This window comes from Caulobacter sp. X (genome assembly GCF_002742635.1).
Taxonomy (GTDB): Bacteria; Pseudomonadota; Alphaproteobacteria; order Caulobacterales; family Caulobacteraceae; genus Caulobacter.
Window position 1 is genome coordinate 1,898,039 of record NZ_PEGF01000002.1, and the last position, 14,609, is coordinate 1,912,647.

Here is a 14,609-nt window from a genome sequence, read left to right on the forward strand (position 1 = left end):
TTAAGCGCCCAGCTTCTCCGCCGCCCACGGCGCGAAGTAGGTGATGATCCCCGCCGCGCCGGCGCGCTTGAAGGCGGTGAGGCTTTCCAGGATGGCGCGGTCCTTGTCGATCCAGCCGTTCTGGGCGGCGGCCATGATCATCGCGTACTCGCCCGACACCTGGAAGGCGTAGGTCGGCATGCGGAACTCGTCGACGATGCGGCGGACGATGTCGAGATACGGCATGCCCGGCTTGACCATGACCATGTCCGCACCCTCGGCGATGTCCATGGCGACCTCGCGAATGGCTTCCTCGGTATTGGCCGGGTCCATCTGGTAGGTCTTCTTGTCGCCCTGGCCGGCCGACAGCTTGGCCGAGCCGATGGCGTCGCGGTACGGGCCGTAGAAGGCCGAGGCGTACTTGGCCGCATAGGACATGATCATCACGTCCTGATGGTTGGCGCTCTCCAGCGCCGCGCGCAGCTTGCCGATGCGGCCGTCCATCATGTCGGACGGAGCCAGGATGTCGGCGCCGGCCTCGGCCTGCATCAGGCCCTGTTCGATCAGGCGGTCGATGGTGGCGTCGTTGAGGATCTTGCCGCCCTCGACCACGCCGTCGTGGCCGTGGTCGGTGAAGGGGTCCAGCGCCACGTCGCACATGATCCCGACCTCGGGGGCGGCGTCCTTCATGGCCTTGACCGCGCGCGGGATCACGCCGTCCGGATCGGCGGCGATCGAGCCGGCCGCGTCCTTCCGCGAGCCGTCGATGTGCGGGAAGATGGCGATGGCCGGGATGCCCAGATCGCGAGCGCGGACGGCGGCCTTGGCGGCTTCCTTGACCGACAGGCGATCGACGCCCGGCATCGAGGCCACGGGGATGGTTCCTTCGCCCTCGTGCACCACCATCGACCAGATCAGGTCGGACGGCCGCACCTCGGTCTCGCGGACGAGGCGGCGGACCCAATCGGCCTGGCGCACGCGGCGCAGGCGGGTGTGCGGATAGGGGGCGAGGGGAGGCGTGGTCATGCCGTTGATTTGGACCGAGCCGCTCGCCGAGGCAAGACGGGCGGCCCCTTAAGGCCGCCCTCCGCGTCGATCACGCGATCACGAATAGCGGAACGCCGGGTCGGTAAGGTCGATCTTTGGCAAGATCTCCTTCTCGGCCCAATAGTCCTGGGTGTGGCGCCACTCGGGCTTGTCGCCGGCCTTGGGCAGCAGATGCATGTTGCGCATCAGGTAGCCGGGATTGAAGTCCTCGGGATCGATCCAGCCGCCGATCTTCATGTCCTTGTCCTCGGGCCGCAGCGCGACCTCGACCTGCTTCTTGCCGGTCTTCTGCATGTGCGTGAGCAGGCGGCAGACGAAGTCGCCGATCAGGTCGGCGCGCAGGGTCCAACTGGCGCGGAAATAGCCGAACACCCAGACCAGGTTCGGCACGCCGGTGAACATCATGCCGCGATAGGTGACGGTCTCGGCGAAATCCAGCGGCTTGCCGTCGATCTCGAAGGCGATGTCGCCCAGCACGCTGAGATCAAAGCCCGTGGCGGTGATGATGACGTCCGCCTCAAGCTCTTGGCCCGACTTCAGCAGCAGGCCCTTCTCGGTGAAGCGCTCGATTTCGTCGGTGACGACGCTGGCCTTGCCCGAGGCGATGCCCTGGAAGAGGTCGCCATCGGGGACGAAGGCGATCCGCTGGCGCCAGGGGCGATAGCGCGGCGTGAAATGCTTGGCGATATCGACGTCCTCGCCGAGGAACATCTTCACGCCCTCCAGCAACTCGGCCTTCACCGCGTCGGATTCCTCGACGGCGCGGCGAGTGAACTCGTGCTGGTCGAACAGGGCCTTGCGGCGGACGATCTCGTGGATCCAGGTCTCGTCAACGTCCAGCTGCCGCAGGGTGTTGGCGAGCTCGTTCTCGTTGCGGCCGGGGACGAAATAGGTCGGCGAGCGCTGCAGCAGGATGACGTGGGCGCAGTCGCCGGCGATGTTCGGGACCAGGGTGGCCGCGGTCGCGCCTGAGCCGATCACGACGACCTTCTTGCCCTTCAGGTCCAGATCCTTGGGCCAGGTCTGCGGATGGACGATCCGGCCCTTGTAGCGGTCCATGTCGGGCCAATCGGGCGTATAGCCGACCGAGTGCCGGTAATAGCCCTGGCACATCCAAAGGAAGTTGGTGGCGTAGGTCTCGACGCCGTCGGGGCCGTCGACGGTCAGGGTCCAGAGCTTGTCCTGGCTGGACCAGACGGCGTTGGTGATCCGGCGGCGATAGCGGATGTGGCGCGCCAGATCGTTCTCGTCGATCACTTCGCCCATGTAGCTGAGGATTTCGCCGGCCGTGGCGATCGGCGGGCCGACCCAGGGCTTGAAGCGATAGCCGAAGGTGTAGAGGTCGCTGTCCGAGCGGATGCCGGGATAGGTATGGGTCAGCCAGGTGCCGCCGAAGCTCTCCAGAGCCTCCAGCACCAGGAAGCGCGTTCCGGGTCTCTGATGCGTCAGGTGATAGGCGCCGCCGACGCCGGATATGCCGGCGCCCACGATGATGACGTCGAAATGCTCGCTCGCCGCGCCGCGCGCGGTCGTTTGAAGCGTCGCCGCTTCGTCCATGCTCGTTCCTCCCGTGCCGGCCGTCGTGCGGCCTGGATCGCTCGGCGTCTCTGTCGGACGCTCAAGTGATCACTGTACACTTAGAGGGTCGCGCGGCTCTTGCGCTGAATCAAGCAAAAGCCGCGGAGCGTGTTTTAGGGGGCCGCGCGCGAGGCCAGGACCGCTGGGCCGTCGATGCGGGTCCACAGCTGCGACTTGCACAGGAAGTTGCCGATCACGCAGCCCTTGGCGCGCATGGTCTTGGCGTCGACGATGTCGGCGGTGCCCACCAGCGTGACCTTCAGGGTGGGAACCCAGACGCGGCCCTTCAGCGAGCCGTTGTTCTGGGCTTCGAAGTCACGCAGCAGCTGCTTGCCGACCAGGGTGTCCGTGCCCGACTTGCGCGCATCGGCCTCGGCCTTGGGGCTGGCCCACACCACGACGCCGCAGGTGCTGGGGCCGCAGTCCTTGATCTCGAGGTGGACGCTGTTCTTCGGATTGCGCCAGACGCCATAGCTGCGCGAGATATCGCCGCCGTCAGCCGCGTGGGCCGAAGCGGTGATAACGGTCATTCCCAAAGCCGCCGCCAGAGCGGCCTTCACGAACTTCACGAAACGCATGGTCGTCGATGCAATTTTTTATGTTGAGAACGGTCAGACTCGAAGATCGCCATTTGGGCTGAATGCGTATCGTTATCAAGGGGTGTGGCCGTTCCGCCGATTCAAGTCGTGTAACGGAGGATTTCAGGCCACACCCTTCGCAAGCCGGCGAAAGGTTCCGATGCGGGCGCCGGGCGTGATTGACAGCCGCCTGTCTCTGCCGCAGTCAGGCGAAAAGAAGTGAGGGCCGTTCTGCCCCGATCGGGAGGAAGTCGCGCATGGATTTCGCGCTGAACGAGGATCAGGTCGCAATTCAAGATGCGGCGCGCGCGTTCGCCGAGGGACAGCTTGCCCCGCATTCGGCCGAATGGGACGAGCAGAAGCATTTCCCTGTCGATGTCCTGCGCCAGGCCGCCGCGCTGGGCTTCGCCGGCATCTATGTGAACGAGGACGTCGGCGGCAGCAGCCTGTCGCGCCTCGATGCCTCGATCATCTTCGAGGCGCTGAGCTACGGCGACGTGCCGGTGGCGGCCTATCTGACCATCCACAACATGGCTTCGTGGATGATCGACCGGTTTGGTTCGGAGGACCTGCGCCTGCGTTATCTGCCGCGCCTGACGTCCATGGAGCTGATCGCCAGCTACTGCCTGACCGAGCCGGGCTCGGGCTCGGACGCCGCGGCGATGCGGACGACGGCCAAGCTGGACGGCGACCACTATGTCCTGAACGGCGGCAAGGCCTTCATCTCCGGCGGCGGGGTCTCGGACGTCTATGTCGTGATGGCGCGCACGGGCGGCGAGGGCGCCAAGGGCGTCTCGGCCTTCGTGGTGGAGAAGGGGACGCCGGGCCTCAGCTTCGGGGCCAACGAGCGCAAGATGGGCTGGAACGCCCAGCCCACCGCCCAGGTCAATTTCGACAATTGCCGTGTGCCGATCGAGAACCGCATCGGCCAGGAAGGCGAGGGCTTCCGCTTCGCCATGATGGGCCTGGACGGCGGGCGGCTGAACATCGCCTCGTGCTCTCTGGGCGGCGCCCAGTTCGCCCTCGACACCGCCAAGACGTATCTGGAGACCCGCAACCAGTTTGGCCGGCCGCTGAAGGACTTCCAGGCGCTGCAGTTCAAGCTGGCGGACATGGCGACCGAGCTGGAAGCCGCCCGCCTGATGGTGCGCCGCGCGGCTCACGCGCTGGACAGCAAGCACCCCGAGGCGACCAAGCTGTGCGCCATGGCCAAGCGTTTCGCCACCGACGCGGGCTTCCAGGTCGCCAATGACGCCTTGCAGCTGCATGGCGGCTACGGCTACCTCCAGGACTATCCGCTGGAGCGCATCGTGCGCGACCTGCGGGTGCACCAGATCCTGGAAGGGACCAACGAGATCATGCGCGTCATCATCGCCCGCGAGATGTTCCGCCAGTGAGCGTCGGATGATCTATCTCTGCCGCCACGGCCAGACCTTCCACAATCGCGAAGGCCGCCTGCAGGGGCGGATGGAGTCGGACCTGACGCCGCTGGGCCAGGCGCAAGCGCGGGCCATGGCGGCGCTTCTTGACCATCTGGTGGCCCCGCACGAGCGCGGACCGTGGCGGCTGGTCGCCAGCCCGCTGCGCCGGGCGCGCCACACCGCCGAGGCGATCGGCGAGCGCCTGGGTCTGGCGGTGGAGTTCGATGAGCGCCTCGTGGAAATCGACGTCGGCGAATGGTCCGGACGGCTCCGCGAGGAGGTGAGGGGCGAGAACCCGCACCTGCACGGAGACGACGCCTGGGGCTTCCACGCGCCGGGCGGCGAAACCTACGAGGCCATGACCGCGCGTCTTGACGCTTGGCTGGCGCAGCAGGCGGCTGAGCCGGAGCGCCGCCTGATCGTCGTCAGCCACGGCGTCGCGGGCCGCCTACTGCGCGGCCTCTACGCGCGTCTCTCGAAGGAAGAGACCCTGCGCCAGGACATCCCGCAGGACGCCATCTTCCGTCTCGCCGGAGGCCGGATCGAGCGTATCGACTGCGCGCCGGTCGCCGAACCCGCCGAACCCGCCTGAAGGCCGCCCATGACCGAAGACTCCGAAGTCCTGATCCGCGTCGAGAAGAATGTCGGCCGCATCACGCTCAACCGCCCCAAGGCTCTGCACGCCCTGACCCTGGGCATGTGCGAGGCGATGATCGCCGCGCTGCTGGACTGGCAGGAAGACCCCGAGATCTACATGGTGCTGATCGACCACGCGGGCGAGCGCGGCTTCTGCGCGGGCGGCGACATCCGCATGCTGGCCGAGAGCGGGGCCAAGGACGGTGTCGAGGCCCGCAAGTTCTTTCACACCGAGTACCGGCTGAACCACCTGCTGTTCACCTATGACATTCCCGTCGTGGCGATCATGGACGGCGTGGTGATGGGCGGCGGGGTCGGAATCTCGATGCCGGCCCACGTGCGGATCGCGACCGAGCGCACGACCTTCGCCATGCCCGAGACCGGCATCGGCCTGTTCCCTGACGTCGGCGGCGGCTGGTACCTGCCGCGCCTGCCGGGCAAGGCGGGGCTGTGGCTGGCCTTGACCGGCGCCCGGATCAAGGGCGCGGACTGCATGCGGCTGGGCATCGCCACCCACTTCGTGGAGTTCGGCGCCGTCGAGGGGCTCAAGAAGGCGATCGTCGCAGATCCGCGCCGTATCGATGAGACCTTGCGCAAGTACCGCGCCGACGCCGGCAAGGCCGCCCTGCTGGGCTTCGAGCAGGACTTGAACCGCCTCTTCGTCGGCGACAGCGTCGAGGAAATCGTCGAGTTCCTGACCCTCGACTCCAGCGACTGGGGCAAGGCCCAGCTGGAGGTCATGAAGACCAAGTCGCCTCAGACGATGAAGGTCGCCTTCGAGCAGCTGAAGCGCGGCGCGGCCATGACCGACTTCGCCGATAACATGGCCATGGAATATCGGATCGGCTCGCGCGTCGTGCGCAGGCACGACTTCATCGAGGGCGTGCGGGCGGTGATCGTCGACAAGGACAACGCCCCGCGCTGGAATCCGGCGCGTCTGGAGGACGTCACCGACGCCATGCTGGACGAGATTTTCTCAGCCCTACCGGCGGACGAGGAATGGACGCCGCTGACGTAGCGGATGTCGTGCGCTAACGTATGTGACAACGATAAAGTGCCGGTTTGGAAGGATCGCCATGCGTAAGCCGCTTCTCAGTCTCGTCGCCGTGCTCGGCCTCGCCGCCTGCGCCACGCAACCGATGCTGGGACCGCCGCCGCCGCCGCCGCCGCCTTCCGGCGCGGTTGCGATCTCCATCCCCGCCAATATCGCCGCCGCGCTGAGCGACCCGTCGCGTCCGGCCGCCGACATGGTGCGCGACGAGGCCCGCCATCCGGGCGAGGTCCTGGCCTTCGCGGGCGTCAAGCCGGGCGCCAAGGTCGCCGACCTGATTCCGGGCGGCGGCTATTTCACGCGGATCTTTTCGAAGGCCGTCGGTCCCAAGGGCAAGGTCTACGCCTATGTGCCAGACGAACTGACCAAGCTGGCCAAGCGCGAGCCGGCGGTGAACGCCATCGCCCGCGATCCGGCCTATTCGAACGTGACGGTGATCCTGAACACGCTGCCCAACTTCGCCACGCCGGAGAAGCTGGACCTGGTGTTCACGGCCCAGAACTATCACGACATGCACGACAAGTTCATGGGCCCCGCCGACCTGTCGGTCGTGAACCGGCAGATCTTCAAGGCCCTGAAGCCGGGCGGCGTCTATCTGGTCATCGACCACTCGGCCGAGCCGGGCTCGGGCCTGCGCAACACCGAGGACCTGCACCGCATCGACTCGGCGGTGGTGAAGTCGGAAGTGACCGCCGCGGGCTTCATCTTCGAAGGCGAGAGCAAGGTGCTGCGCGACCCCGCCGACACCCGCAAGGCCAGCGTCTTCGACCCGTCGATCCGCGGCAAGACCGACCAGTTCGTCTACAAGTTCCGCAAGCCCGCTTCGGCGCGCTGACGGGCGCGAGCCATAACCATAAGAGCCGCGCCCAACGAGGCGCGGTTCGTCTTTGCAGGGAGTAGCGGATGACCCGCGTCGCGTTCATCGGGCTGGGCAACATGGGCGGCGGCATGGCCGCCAACCAGGCGGGCGCCGGCCATCAGGTCCGCGCCTTCGACCTGTCGGCGGACGCCCTGGCGCGCGCGACGACCGCTGGCTGCCAGGCCGCGGCCTCGGTCGCCGAGGCGGTCGCCGACGCCGAGGTGGTGATCACCATGCTGCCCGCCGGTCCGCACGTGCGCTCGGTCTATGGCGAGCAGGTGTTCAACAGCGCGCCGAAGTCCGCCCTGCTGATCGACTGCTCGACGATCGACGTCGAGACCGCCCGCGACGTGGCGCGCCAGGCGGGGGAGGCGGGCTTCCGCTTCGCCGACGCGCCGGTGTCCGGCGGGGTGATGGCCGCCGAGGCCGGGACCCTGGCCTTCATGGTCGGGTGCGACGAGGCCGATTTCTCGGCGGTCGAGGCGGCGCTGGAGCCGATGTCGCGCGCCACGATCCGGGCGGGCGATCACGGGGCGGGGCAGGCGGCCAAGATCTGCAACAACATGCTGCTGGGGATCTCGATGCTGGGCGTCTGCGAGGCCTTCGCCCTGGCCGAGAAGCTGGGCCTGGCGGCCGATCGCTTCTTCGACATCGCCAATAAGTCATCGGGGCAGTGCTGGTCGCTCAGCACCTATTGCCCCGTGCCGGGCGTCGGCCCCCAGACCCCGGCCGATCGCGGCTACGAGGGCGGATTCGCCACGACCATGATGCTGAAGGACCTGAAGCTGGCCCAAGGCGCGGCCGCCCAGGCTGGGGCGTCGACGCCGCTGGGCGCGCAGGCCGAGGCGCTGTACGCGCTGTTCGCCGCCAATGGCTTTGGCGGCAAGGATTTCTCGGCCGTGATCCAGCTTCTACGGGGTAGGCTGAGCGAACTGGCCTGACGCCGGGGAGGCCTCGATCAGAGCGTTTATCGACAAAATCAGGTCCGCGGATCCGGTATTTCTATTTGCTAGGTAAACGCCCTTAGATGGACACTCGTGGCGCTTGGTGCGAAAAGCCCAACCAATAATCAAGGGGACCGCCGACCGTCGGGCCGTCGGTTTAGAGATCGCTATGGACTACAAAGCCGCGTTCCGCAGCGCCGTCGATCAGATTCGCGACGAGGGCCGTTACCGGGTCTTCGCCGACCTGAAGCGCCAGCGCGGCCAGTTTCCACGGGCCACCTGGACCCGTCAGGACGGCTCGGAACGCGAAGTCGTGGTCTGGTGCAGCAACGACTATCTCGGCCAGGGCCAGAACCCGGTCGTGCTGGAAGCCATGAAGGGCGCGGTCGACGCGCACGGCTCCGGCTCGGGCGGCACCCGCAACATCTCGGGCACCAATCACGACCACGTCCTGCTGGAGCAGGAACTGGCCGATCTGCACGGCAAGGAAGCCGCGCTGCTGTTCACCTCGGGCTACGTCTCGAACGAAGCCAGCCTGTCGGTGGTCCAGAAGATCCTGCCGGGCCTGATCATCTTCTCGGACGAGCTGAACCACGCCTCGATGATCGCCGGCATCCGCAACGGCGGCGGCCCGCGCAAGATCTTCAAGCACAACGACCTGGCGCACCTGGAAGAACTGTTGGCGGCCGCGCCGGCCGACGCGCCCAAGCTGATCGCCTTCGAAAGCGTCTATTCGATGGACGGCGACATCGCCGACATCGCCGGCACGATCGCGCTCGCCAAGAAGTACGGCGCGATGACCTATCTGGACGAAGTCCACGCGGTCGGCATGTACGGCCCGCGCGGCGGCGGCGTCGCCGAGCGCGAAGGCCTGATGGGCGACATCGACATCATCGAAGGCACGCTGGGCAAGGCGTTCGGCGTCATGGGCGGCTACATCACCGGCGACACCGAGGTGATCGACGCCATCCGCCTGATGGCCGCCGGCTTCATCTTCACGACCTCGCTGCCGCCGGCCCTGGTGGCCGGCTCGCTGGCCAGCGTCCGTTGGCTGAAGCAGCACCCGGAAGTGCGTGAGATCCACCAGGAGCGCGCCGCGACCTTGAAGGCCATGTTCCGCGCCGCCGGCCTGCCGGTGATGGACAGCGAGAGCCACATCGTCCCGGTGCTGGTCGGCGACCCTGTCCACTGCAAGATGATCAGCGACATGCTGCTGGCCGACCACGGCGTCTATGTGCAGCCGATCAACTATCCGACCGTTCCGCGCGGCACCGAGCGCCTGCGCTTCACCCCCACGCCGTTCCACACCGACGAGATGATGCGCAAGCTGGTCTCGGCCATGGAAAAGCTGTGGGCCCATTGCAACGTCGCCCGCATGGGCGGTCACGCCGCTTAAGGACACAACGCACTTCAGCTTCGACCAGCCCAACCATCGTCGAAACGAAAAACGCCGCCGGAGTCCGGCGGCGTTCGCGTGCCCGGAAGGCATCCAGACAAAGACTTGGCGGCGGTCAGCTGCCGCGCCGCACGCCCTTGCCCAGGCCGATCTTCTTGGCGAAGTCCGAGCGCCGGGCGGCGTAAGCCGGAGCCACCATCGGATAGTCGGGCGGGAGGCCCCACTTGCGACGGTACTCCTCCGGGCTCATGTCGTAGTGCGAGCGCAGGTAGCGCTTCAGCATCTTCAGCTTTTTTCCGTCCTCCAGGCAGACGATGTAGTCGTGCTGCACCGACCGGCCCACCGGCACCGCCGGCTTGGCCTTCTCCACCGGGCGCGGCGGCTCGCCGCCGTTGTTCAACGACGTCAGCGCGTCGTGCACCGTCCGGATCAGCTCGGGAATGGCCGTCTGCGACACGGTGTTCTGGCTTACATAGGCCGCCACGATTTCCGCGCTAAGGCCCAGGATGTCGAGGCTGTTGGTGCTGGCCGTGTCCGAAGTGCCGCCGCCCTGAGACGCCATGAGATATCCCACTCTCGTTGCTGTCGTTGTTATTTCGCAGGGGGATGGAGCCGCCCTGCGCGACTGCAACGCACAGCTTCGCCTGTGGTTCCAAGATTGATTGCCGCGCCTATCTCGTTAAAGAGGGCGCCTCTGCCGACTCCCCGCAGCGCCAGGAGAGCGTGATGACCCAAGACAACCTCAGCGCCTTTTTCGGCGCGGACCTCGCCACCGCCGACCGTGACATCTTCGATCGTATCGGTCGCGAACTGGATCGGCAGCAGAACCAGATCGAACTGATCGCCTCGGAGAACATCGTCTCCAAGGCCGTCTTGGAGGCTCAGGGCTCGATCCTGACCAACAAGTACGCCGAGGGTTATCCCGGCAAGCGCTATTATGGCGGCTGCGAATATGTCGACGAGATCGAGACCATCGCCATCGAACGCGCCAAGGCGCTGTTCGGCGCCGGATTCGCCAACGTCCAGCCGCACTCGGGCTCGCAGGCCAACCAGGCGGTGTTCATGGCCCTGCTGCAGCCGGGCGACACGTTCCTGGGCATGGACCTGGCCGCCGGCGGTCACCTGACCCACGGCTCTCCCGCCAACCAGTCGGGCAAGTGGTTCAAGCCGATCTCCTACAGCGTTCGCCAGCAGGACCAACTGATCGACTATGACGGCGTGGCCGAGATCGCCCAGCGCGAAAAGCCCAAGCTGATCATCGCCGGCGGCAGCGCCTACAGCCGCGAGATCGACTTCGCCAAGTTCCGCCAGATCGCCGACAGCATCGGCGCCTATCTGATGGTCGACATGGCTCACTATGCGGGCCTGATCGCCGGCGGCGCCTATCCGAACCCGATCCCGCACGCCCACGTCGTGACCACCACCACGCACAAGACCCTGCGCGGTCCGCGCGGCGGCATGGTGCTGACCAACGACGAAGCGATCATCAAGAAGGTCAATTCGGCCGTGTTCCCGGGCCTGCAAGGCGGTCCGCTTGAGCACGTGATCGCCGCCAAGGCCGTGGCCTTCGGCGAGGCGCTGCGGCCGGAGTTCAAGGCCTACGCCAAGCAGGTGGTCGCCAACGCTCGCGCGCTGTCGGAAGCCCTGCTGAAGTCGGGCGTCAACATCGTCTCGGGCGGCACCGACAGCCACCTGATGCTGGTCGACCTGCGGCCGAAGGGCGTGACGGGCCGCGACGCCGAGCACAGCCTCGAGCGCGCCCACATGACCTGCAACAAGAACGGCGTGCCGTTCGACACCGCGCCGTTCACGGTCACCTCGGGCATCCGCCTGGGCACGCCGGCCGGCACGACGCGGGGCTTCAAGGAAGCCGAGTTCACCCGCGTCGGCGAGCTGATCGGCGAAGTGGTCAACGGCCTGGCCGCCAACGGTCCCGACGGCAACGCCGAGGTCGAGGCCAAGGTGCGCCAGGAAGTGCTGGCCTTGACGGGTCGGTTCCCGATCTACAACTAATATGGTCTAGGCGCCGCGGGAGGGGCCACATCATGCGCTGCCCCTTCTGCGGCCACGCCGAAAGCCAGGTCAAGGACAGCCGTCCGTCGGAAGACGGGGCGGCCATCCGCCGTCGCCGGATGTGCCCGGAGTGCGGGGGCCGTTTCACGACCTTCGAACGGGTCCAGCTGCGCGAGCTGATCATCCTGAAGCGATCGGGGCGTCGTTCGCCGTTCGATCGCGACAAGCTCGTGCGCTCGATCAACCTGGCGATACAGAAGCGTCCGGTGGATCCGGAACGGGTGGAGCGGATGATCAACGGCATCGTCCGTCAGCTGGAAAGCATGGGCGAGACCGAGCTCCCGTCCTCGACGGTCGGCGAAATGGTCATGAAGGCGTTGAAATCCCTCGATGACGTGGCCTATGTCCGCTACGCCTCGGTTTATCGCGATTTCAAGGAAACCGGCGACTTCGCCAAGTTCCTCACGGAAGAGGGACTGAGCGACGGCGTCGAGGAAGAGCTATAGTCCGTTAAGCCTAATGTGTGTTTCTGGTCGCGCGCGACGCGACCGTGGAGAGTCGAGCTAGATGGTTGAAGACAACATCCGCCTGTTGATCGTGGAGGGCCGAAGCCATTCGGGCGTCTCCGACGAACTGCTGCGCGGCGCCGCTCAGGCGATCGAAGCCTATGGCGCGGAATACGACGTGATCACGGTCTCCAGCGCGCTTCAGATCCCGACGGCCATCGCCCTGGCGGAAGACGCCGGCCAAGGTCCCGTGGGCGTGCGCTATGACGGCTATGTCGCCCTGGGCTGCGTGATCCGCGGCGAGACCTACCATTTCGAGCTCGTTTCGAACGAGACGGCCCGTGGGCTCCAGGATCTGGGCATCGGTCGGCGTCTGCCGATCGGCTTCGGCGTTCTGGCCGTCGACGACGAGCAGCAGGCCTGGGCGCGCGCCAAGGTCAGCGAAGGCGATCGCGGCGGCGCGGCCGCCAAGGCGTGTCTCGAGACCATCGCGCTGAAACGCCAGCTTCTGGGGCGCGGCAGATGAGCGCACCCCGCACCCAACCCCGCTCGGTCGCGCGCCTCGCGGCTGTTCAGGCGCTCTATCAGATGGAAGTTTCGGGGGCCGGCGTCGACTCGGTCATCCGCGAGTTTTCCGAGCATCGCTTCGACCGCGACGTCGAGGGCGAACGCCTCGCCGCCGCCGACGAAACCTTCTTCGCCGAGCTGGCCAAGGGCGTCGTGGCCCATCAGGCCAAGGTGGATCAGGGAATCGTCAAGCGCCTGGCCTCGGGCTGGCGGCTTGAGCGCCTGGACGCCACGGCGCGCGCTGTTCTGCGCGCGGGCGCCTACGAATTGATGTATCGGCCGGACGTTCCGACCGAAGTGGTCATCAATGAGTATGTCGAGATAGCGAAATCCTTTTTTGAGGGTCCTGAGTCAGGCTTCATCAATGGCGCCCTCGACGCGATCGCCCGTGATGCAAGAGACTGACGAAGAAGACTGGTTCGCTGAAGACGAGGCGCCATCCACAGCGGTGGCGCCCGCGACCGAATTCGACCATATCGAACGGCTCCTGCGGCCTCTGACGCGTGGCGATCCGGCCGCGCTGGAGCTCCTGGACGACGCGGCCGTGCTGCCGTCGCGCCCGGGCTATGACCTGGTGATCACCAAGGACGCCATGGTCGGCGGCGTGCACTTCCTCGTCGACGAGGCGCTGGATATGGTCGCGCGCAAGCTGCTGCGCACCAATCTGTCCGACCTCGCCGCCAAGGGCGCCGAGCCCTACGGCTATTTCCTGTCCGTCGGCTGGCCTTCGGGCTCGGACGTCACCTCGCGCGAGACCTTCGCCCGCGGCCTGGCGGAAGACGGCGCCTTCTTCGACATTTCGCTGCTGGGCGGCGACACGGTGACGACCTCCGGTCCGCTGGTGCTGTCGGCGACCCTGCTGGGCTGGGTGCCCGAGGGCGGAGCGATCCTGCGCCGCGGCGCCAAGCCGGGCGATCGCCTGATGGTGTCCGGCACGATCGGCGACGGCTGGCTGGGCCTGCTGGCCCAGTGGGGCGAGGTTGCCGATCCCGATGGCGCGCTGCTTCGCCGCTATCGCCAGCCCGAGCCGCGCATCGGCCTGCGCGACGCCATGCGTCAGCACGCCAAGGCCGCCGCCGACGTCTCCGACGGCCTGCTGGCCGACAGCAGCCACATCGCCAAGGCCAGCGGTTGCCGGGTCCGGGTCGACCTGGAGCGCTTGCCGCTGTCGCCCGGCGGCCAAGCCTGGCTGGACATCCAGCCCGAACAGGTCGAGGGGCGAATCTCCCTGGCGTCCGGCGGCGACGACTACGAGATCGTCTGCGCCGTCGATCCCAACGAGGCCTGGGCCTTCCGCGTCGCCGCGGCCGCCGCCGGCGTCAAGGTCAGCGAGATCGGCGAGTTCGTCGAGGGCGAGGGCGTGTCGGCCTATTACAAGGGCCGCGACGTGACTCCGTCCCGCCTGGGCTGGCTGCACGGCTAGGCGGACCCCGGTAGGGGAATATCAAGCTCCGTTTGCTAGAAGCGGGGCATGAGCTCGACCCTCTCGCGCCGATTTCTGCTGAGCCTCGTCGTCGCGACGATGGCCGGGCCCGCGCTCGCGAACGCCGAGAAGAAGAAGGAAGGGGAGGGACAGGCCCTCGATCCCACCTACAAGCTCGGCTCGATGACGATCCCGATCATCGCCAACGGTCGCATCGTGAACTACGTCTTTGTCGCCCTGACGCTGAGGCTGACCTCCGGCGCCGATGTCGAGGGCTTCAAGGCCCAGGAGCCGGCGCTGCGCGACGCCATCATGCGCGCGGCCTATCGCACGCCCTTTGTTCGCCAGGATACGTGGCAAGAGGTGGACGGCCCGCGCCTGCAGGCCTTCGTCCTGGGTCAGTGCGCAGTCCTGTTCGGCAAGGGCAAGGTCGCCGCCGTCGACATCGCCAAGCAGGTCCCTCGCCAGCATGTCATGCCGCCCAACGCGGCGGCTCTGCGCGCGCTGCAGCAGAAGCCCGACACGCCGAGCCCCTGAGTTCCCTCGCGCTCCGACGCTTTTTCGCGCGGAATCGCTTGTTCTGACGCGGGTTGCGCGCCTCCCGGCCATCT

Annotated in this window: 16 protein-coding genes; 12 read left to right on the plus strand and 4 right to left on the minus strand. The window is 66.9% G+C overall.

Going from position 1 to position 14,609, the window contains the following annotated elements; translation table 11 throughout:
- From hemB to CSW60_RS21465, 3 genes are all read right to left on the minus strand, one after another.
- On the minus strand, positions 1 to 1,005 hold the full coding sequence (gene hemB / locus CSW60_RS21455) for a porphobilinogen synthase (RefSeq protein WP_099539066.1): 1,005 nt from the start codon (positions 1,003 to 1,005) through the stop codon (positions 1 to 3).
- A 78-nt stretch (positions 1,006 to 1,083) separates the two neighbouring features.
- Positions 1,084 to 2,583: an NAD(P)/FAD-dependent oxidoreductase gene (locus CSW60_RS21460; RefSeq protein ID WP_099539067.1), complete on the minus strand. Its 1,500-nt coding sequence runs from the start codon at positions 2,581 to 2,583 to the stop codon at positions 1,084 to 1,086.
- 134 nt (positions 2,584 to 2,717) lie between these two features.
- On the minus strand, positions 2,718 to 3,182 hold the full coding sequence (locus CSW60_RS21465; RefSeq protein ID WP_099539068.1) for a DUF2147 domain-containing protein: 465 nt from the start codon (positions 3,180 to 3,182) through the stop codon (positions 2,718 to 2,720).
- Positions 3,183 to 3,439: 257 nt separating this feature from the next.
- Between CSW60_RS21465 and CSW60_RS21470 the strand changes: the two genes are divergently transcribed.
- From CSW60_RS21470 to hemA, 6 genes are all read left to right on the plus strand, one after another.
- A complete protein-coding gene (locus CSW60_RS21470) occupies positions 3,440 to 4,579 on the plus strand; it encodes an isobutyryl-CoA dehydrogenase (protein ID WP_099539069.1) in 1,140 nt (379 codons plus the stop codon).
- 7 nt (positions 4,580 to 4,586) lie between these two features.
- Positions 4,587 to 5,195 carry a histidine phosphatase family protein gene (locus tag CSW60_RS21475; protein WP_099539070.1) on the plus strand — a complete coding sequence of 203 codons (609 nt, stop codon included), beginning with the start codon at positions 4,587 to 4,589 and terminating at the stop codon, positions 5,193 to 5,195.
- Between the two features lie 9 nt (positions 5,196 to 5,204).
- Positions 5,205 to 6,257 (plus strand): enoyl-CoA hydratase/isomerase family protein, encoded by a 1,053-nt coding sequence (locus tag CSW60_RS21480; protein WP_099539071.1) that lies wholly within the window; start codon positions 5,205 to 5,207, stop codon positions 6,255 to 6,257.
- A 58-nt stretch (positions 6,258 to 6,315) separates the two neighbouring features.
- Complete coding sequence (locus CSW60_RS21485) at positions 6,316 to 7,125, plus strand: class I SAM-dependent methyltransferase (protein ID WP_099539072.1); 810 nt, start codon at positions 6,316 to 6,318, stop codon at positions 7,123 to 7,125.
- A 68-nt stretch (positions 7,126 to 7,193) separates the two neighbouring features.
- Entirely contained in the window at positions 7,194 to 8,090 is an 897-nt protein-coding gene (mmsB, locus tag CSW60_RS21490; protein ID WP_099539073.1) for a 3-hydroxyisobutyrate dehydrogenase, read from the plus strand.
- A 172-nt stretch (positions 8,091 to 8,262) separates the two neighbouring features.
- Complete coding sequence (gene hemA, locus CSW60_RS21495) at positions 8,263 to 9,489, plus strand: 5-aminolevulinate synthase (protein WP_099539074.1); 1,227 nt, start codon at positions 8,263 to 8,265, stop codon at positions 9,487 to 9,489.
- A 115-nt stretch (positions 9,490 to 9,604) separates the two neighbouring features.
- Here the strand turns inward: hemA and CSW60_RS21500 are convergent, their stop codons facing one another.
- A complete protein-coding gene (locus CSW60_RS21500) occupies positions 9,605 to 10,051 on the minus strand; it encodes a MucR family transcriptional regulator (RefSeq protein WP_099539075.1) in 447 nt (148 codons plus the stop codon).
- A 164-nt stretch (positions 10,052 to 10,215) separates the two neighbouring features.
- On the opposite strand from CSW60_RS21500, the gene glyA reads away from it, so the two are divergent.
- The 6 genes from glyA to CSW60_RS21530 all read left to right on the plus strand — a co-directional run bounded on the left by glyA (position 10,216) and on the right by CSW60_RS21530 (position 14,535).
- Positions 10,216 to 11,502, plus strand: a complete 1,287-nt coding sequence (gene glyA / locus CSW60_RS21505; RefSeq protein WP_099539076.1) for a serine hydroxymethyltransferase — start codon at positions 10,216 to 10,218, stop codon at positions 11,500 to 11,502.
- 32 nt (positions 11,503 to 11,534) lie between these two features.
- A complete protein-coding gene (gene nrdR / locus CSW60_RS21510; protein WP_099539077.1) occupies positions 11,535 to 12,008 on the plus strand; it encodes a transcriptional regulator NrdR in 474 nt (157 codons plus the stop codon).
- A gap of 61 nt (positions 12,009 to 12,069) precedes the next feature.
- Positions 12,070 to 12,534 (plus strand): 6,7-dimethyl-8-ribityllumazine synthase, encoded by a 465-nt coding sequence (gene ribH / locus CSW60_RS21515; protein ID WP_099539078.1) that lies wholly within the window; start codon positions 12,070 to 12,072, stop codon positions 12,532 to 12,534.
- Positions 12,531 to 12,980 carry a transcription antitermination factor NusB gene (nusB, locus tag CSW60_RS21520; RefSeq protein ID WP_099539079.1) on the plus strand — a complete coding sequence of 150 codons (450 nt, stop codon included), beginning with the start codon at positions 12,531 to 12,533 and terminating at the stop codon, positions 12,978 to 12,980. The genes ribH and nusB overlap by 4 nt, the downstream gene beginning before the upstream one ends.
- Positions 12,940 to 13,998: a thiamine-phosphate kinase gene (gene thiL, locus CSW60_RS21525; protein ID WP_099539080.1), complete on the plus strand. Its 1,059-nt coding sequence runs from the start codon at positions 12,940 to 12,942 to the stop codon at positions 13,996 to 13,998. The genes nusB and thiL overlap by 41 nt, the downstream gene beginning before the upstream one ends.
- A gap of 48 nt (positions 13,999 to 14,046) precedes the next feature.
- Positions 14,047 to 14,535 (plus strand): hypothetical protein, encoded by a 489-nt coding sequence (locus CSW60_RS21530; RefSeq protein WP_099539081.1) that lies wholly within the window; start codon positions 14,047 to 14,049, stop codon positions 14,533 to 14,535.
- The last annotated feature ends 74 nt before the right edge of the window (positions 14,536 to 14,609 follow it).

Bases quoted from the DNA above. Each gene is read 5' to 3' on its own strand.
- CSW60_RS21485 (WP_099539072.1), top strand. From the start codon at position 6,316: ATGCGTAAGCCGCTTCTCAGTCTCGTCGCCGTGCTCGGCCTCGCCGCC.
- nrdR (WP_099539077.1), top strand. From the start codon at position 11,535: ATGCGCTGCCCCTTCTGCGGCCACGCCGAAAGCCAGGTCAAGGACAGC.
- hemB (WP_099539066.1), bottom strand. From the start codon at position 1,005: ATGACCACGCCTCCCCTCGCCCCCTATCCGCACACCCGCCTGCGCCGC.
- mmsB (WP_099539073.1), top strand. From the start codon at position 7,194: ATGACCCGCGTCGCGTTCATCGGGCTGGGCAACATGGGCGGCGGCATG.
- CSW60_RS21470 (WP_099539069.1), top strand. From the start codon at position 3,440: ATGGATTTCGCGCTGAACGAGGATCAGGTCGCAATTCAAGATGCGGCG.
- CSW60_RS21500 (WP_099539075.1), bottom strand. From the start codon at position 10,051: ATGGCGTCTCAGGGCGGCGGCACTTCGGACACGGCCAGCACCAACAGC.
- CSW60_RS21530 (WP_099539081.1), top strand. From the start codon at position 14,047: ATGAGCTCGACCCTCTCGCGCCGATTTCTGCTGAGCCTCGTCGTCGCG.
- nusB (WP_099539079.1), top strand. From the start codon at position 12,531: ATGAGCGCACCCCGCACCCAACCCCGCTCGGTCGCGCGCCTCGCGGCT.
- hemA (WP_099539074.1), top strand. From the start codon at position 8,263: ATGGACTACAAAGCCGCGTTCCGCAGCGCCGTCGATCAGATTCGCGAC.
- CSW60_RS21460 (WP_099539067.1), bottom strand. From the start codon at position 2,583: ATGGACGAAGCGGCGACGCTTCAAACGACCGCGCGCGGCGCGGCGAGC.
- ribH (WP_099539078.1), top strand. From the start codon at position 12,070: ATGGTTGAAGACAACATCCGCCTGTTGATCGTGGAGGGCCGAAGCCAT.
- glyA (WP_099539076.1), top strand. From the start codon at position 10,216: ATGACCCAAGACAACCTCAGCGCCTTTTTCGGCGCGGACCTCGCCACC.
- CSW60_RS21480 (WP_099539071.1), top strand. From the start codon at position 5,205: ATGACCGAAGACTCCGAAGTCCTGATCCGCGTCGAGAAGAATGTCGGC.
- CSW60_RS21475 (WP_099539070.1), top strand. From the start codon at position 4,587: ATGATCTATCTCTGCCGCCACGGCCAGACCTTCCACAATCGCGAAGGC.
- CSW60_RS21465 (WP_099539068.1), bottom strand. From the start codon at position 3,182: ATGCGTTTCGTGAAGTTCGTGAAGGCCGCTCTGGCGGCGGCTTTGGGA.
- thiL (WP_099539080.1), top strand. From the start codon at position 12,940: ATGGCGCCCTCGACGCGATCGCCCGTGATGCAAGAGACTGACGAAGAA.